The 3,524-nt window shown below is 32.6% G+C and carries 2 protein-coding genes; both read right to left on the reverse strand.

The features are described 5' to 3' along the window. On the reverse strand, positions 1-2,855 hold a 2,855-nt coding region (locus HMPREF0216_RS14865), incomplete at its 3' end, for an endo-alpha-N-acetylgalactosaminidase family protein (protein ID WP_005215983.1). Positions 2,856-3,118: 263 nt separating this feature from the next. Continuing rightward, positions 3,119-3,524: LPXTG cell wall anchor domain-containing protein (locus HMPREF0216_RS17250; protein WP_005215985.1), on the reverse strand; the 406-nt coding region annotated here is incomplete at its 5' end.

Consider the following 3,524-nt stretch of genomic DNA (forward strand, 5'->3'; position numbering starts at 1 on the left):
TGAGTCCATGTTACGTGTTCTTCAAGTGGACTATGGAATTCTGTTGCAACTTGGAAATCTAAATCATTTAACTTTTCACCAAGCTGATGTGCATTCCATCCATTTCCTGTATAAACATCAACATATACCCAACCTAGGTTTGGTACATCATCTTTAAGCATATCTAATCTTCTAAATAATTCACCAGTAGTTATATCTGCTCTTTGATTAACATAATATGATTGATCAAGCCATCCCCAACCTGGAGCATTTTCATTAACTATTTCTTCTGGATATTCAAATGCATCCTTTTGATATTCTGTTGCATTAACATGAACACCAAATCTAGCGTTATATTTAGCACCTTCTTCAATTAATGTGTTGAAATCTTCAACTCCACCTTGTCTTATACCAATATGTCCGCCGTAGTCAGGAATTACATCATCATGACCTTCACCTTGATATCCTTTTTCAAGAACCATTTGACCAAATCCATCTGTATAGTTAGATATTTTCTTAACTGTATCTAAAGTTCTTAAGAATGGACTTTGAGTGTATCCAATGTTGAATGCTATATAAGATAAGCTATCTTTAATATATTCTCCTCCCATTGGCGCTTCAACTTTATTTCTATATTCAATAGCAGCATCTTGCCAATCTACAGAGTTATCATCATTCATATCCTTCGTAATATAAGCTTCTGCCCATAAATTATCTTCATAGCTATAGTAACCTACGCCATTTTCTATTTCTTCTCTATAAGTCCAAGTACCTGTTCCCATGCCTGTACTCTTATAACCATTTCTATTTACTGTATTTAAAAGAATTCTACTTGAATATTCAATGACATTATTGTTCATTGTTATAGCAAAATCATTATCATTTATAAATGCATACGTTTTTGCCTTTTCAGAAGGTTGTATATCTGAAACATTAGCCATTTCATCTGTGATTTGATGCCAAGCTCCTGTTGATAATACTCCTGCAATTGCTCCACCATTATCATCTCTAACTGATGCAAAGCTATGCTTAGGTAAACTTACCTTTTTAACCACGAAATTACTATTTTCTTCTATATCAGTGATTTCTATTCTAACTTTATTATCCTCAACAGACATAACTGTTGTCAAAGTAACACCAATTTCATCAATTGTCATAGTATAGGTAGCTTTATTATCAGCAACTACACTTTCAACAACTGGCTCATAATCTTTACCATTAATGTTAACATAGTTATATATATCTTCTTGACCAACTAATGTTGAATCATCAGATTTCCAATTATATTCAACTACTCTTGGGAATTTGCTATCTAACTTAACTGTCATAACATCTGACTCAATAGTTTGAATATCACCAGCTGTTTGTTCTCCATTAGTATCTACTAATTCCTCTACAAAAACATCATCTAATGTTACTGTTTTATTTCCAAACCATCCTGCTAAACCAATTTTACCCGCTTCTGTTGGTATTTTATCTGAAGTTGCACTTCCAATAACTTCACCATCGATAGATAAAGTCATTTTAGCATCCTTAACTTCAAGTTTCATTCTATAAGTTATATTTGCTTCTAATTTTTTAGACCCAGTAAATGAACCCCAGCTTCCAGCACCACCTATGGCTGATTTCCATACCCAGTTTCCAGCATCATAACAAACAGCTCCCCAGTTATCCTTGTCTTTAACTCTAAAAGCTAAACCTATTCTTCCATCGTTAGTGCTTGTTGTAAAATCTGTTTCATATACGAAATTCTTTACATCAGGACAAGCCATATCAGCTGCAACTGAAACTCCATTCATAGGAACTTTAATATTTCCTCCTGAAATAGTTGGAGTGCCACCACCTTGTAACACTTCCCAATCACCACTAGTTTCAGCCGTTTCAAAATCAGTTGAATAAGTTGCTTTATCTCTAACAGTAATATTAGCCTTTGCTTTTGGTGAAGTTGCTGACGCTCCCTTTATAGTTCCCTCCACAACAAAACTACCTGCTTGTGCATAACTTTCTGGATTTATATAATCCCAAATTACAATTTCTTCACCTGTAGTTCCATCAGGATAAGTTACATTCACTTTATATGGCAACTCAGGTCTTGATTGTGCTATAGTTTCAACATTAATTTCTTCTACAGAACTTATTTCTGTACCTGTTTCATCAAGAGACTTAATTTTTAAATAGTCAACCTTAATATCTTTATTATCATACCATGTTCTATATCCAAATTGACCTGCTGTTGTTGGAAAACCATTTAAACTAACAACATCATTATAAATCTCTTCTCCATTTACAGTTAAGATTACTGTACTATCTATAACCTTAACTTTCATTGTTACCCATTGTCCAGCTTCTAAAACAGGACCTTGAATTTGGTCATTCCATGCATCTGGACTTTCAATTAACCATTTACCTGGTTCTTGACCACCGTTATATCCTATAAAACCATGACTATTTAGACTTGTACCCCTAAATACAAGACCAAATCTCCCAACAGCTTCTCCATCTTGAGGATTTAATTGAAATCTAACTTCAGCTTCAAAATTCTTTAAAGATGGACTTTGATCTTCAACAAATATTAATTTAGCATTTCCACTTCTTTTAATTTCTAGCTCTCCAGCATCATAATTTTTTGCTATTGTTCCATCCCCTGAAAACTTTGTCCAAGAAGTACTTGAAAAATCATTATAGTCTTGATTATATGCATAATCCTCTACATATACTTCAGCTTCATCAACCCCACTTGCTTCCACTGCTTCGACACCTTCACCTATAGCTAGTGTATTATTCTCTGCTAATACCGATACAGGAATTTGTCCAACAATTACCGCTGCCGCTATAATAAGGGCAATATTTTTGTTCATAGTATTTCTTTTTAGCATCCTTCTCCCCCTAACAAATACATTTTATAGGTTAAACCAAAATGTTATGTATACATTTTCATATAACCTACTTACATTTTAATTCATTTTTTACATATTTTAACTATTAAAAGTTGCTAATTTTTATAATTATCTTGCGTGTTTGTTTTTAAGTTTATTATGCAGTATTTTTTACACACAAAAAAAGAACCGAGATTAAGATTAATTCTATGAATTTTCTTAATTCTCAATTCTTTTTTGTTTTACTTATTTAATTTTTATGATTATTTTTTCTTTCTAGAGAATACAGCACCTATTCCAGCTAATATAGTACCAAACAATCCTACTGCTACAGCTGGAGTTCCACCTGTTTGTGGTAATTTTCCACTGTTAGATGAATTTCCATTATTTCCTGAGTTATTTGTAGAACCACTATTTCCTACATTATTTGAACCGCCATTATTTCCACTATTTCCTGAATTATTGTTTCCACTTCCTGAATTAGCTTGTAATGAATTCATAGCTTTTCTTAAGTTCTCTTCAGCTACTTCTATCTCTTCTATTGTTGCATCTTCATTTGCAAATACAGCATTTGCTTCTTCTAATGCCTTTTTAACTGCATTAAAGCTTTCTTCAGTATATTTACTACTATCTAAACTTTCAGCTTTATTTATTAAATCATTTAAAGCA

The sequence above is a fragment of the Clostridium celatum DSM 1785 genome (assembly GCF_000320405.1).
GTDB classification, from domain to species: Bacteria; Bacillota; Clostridia; order Clostridiales; family Clostridiaceae; genus Clostridium; species Clostridium celatum.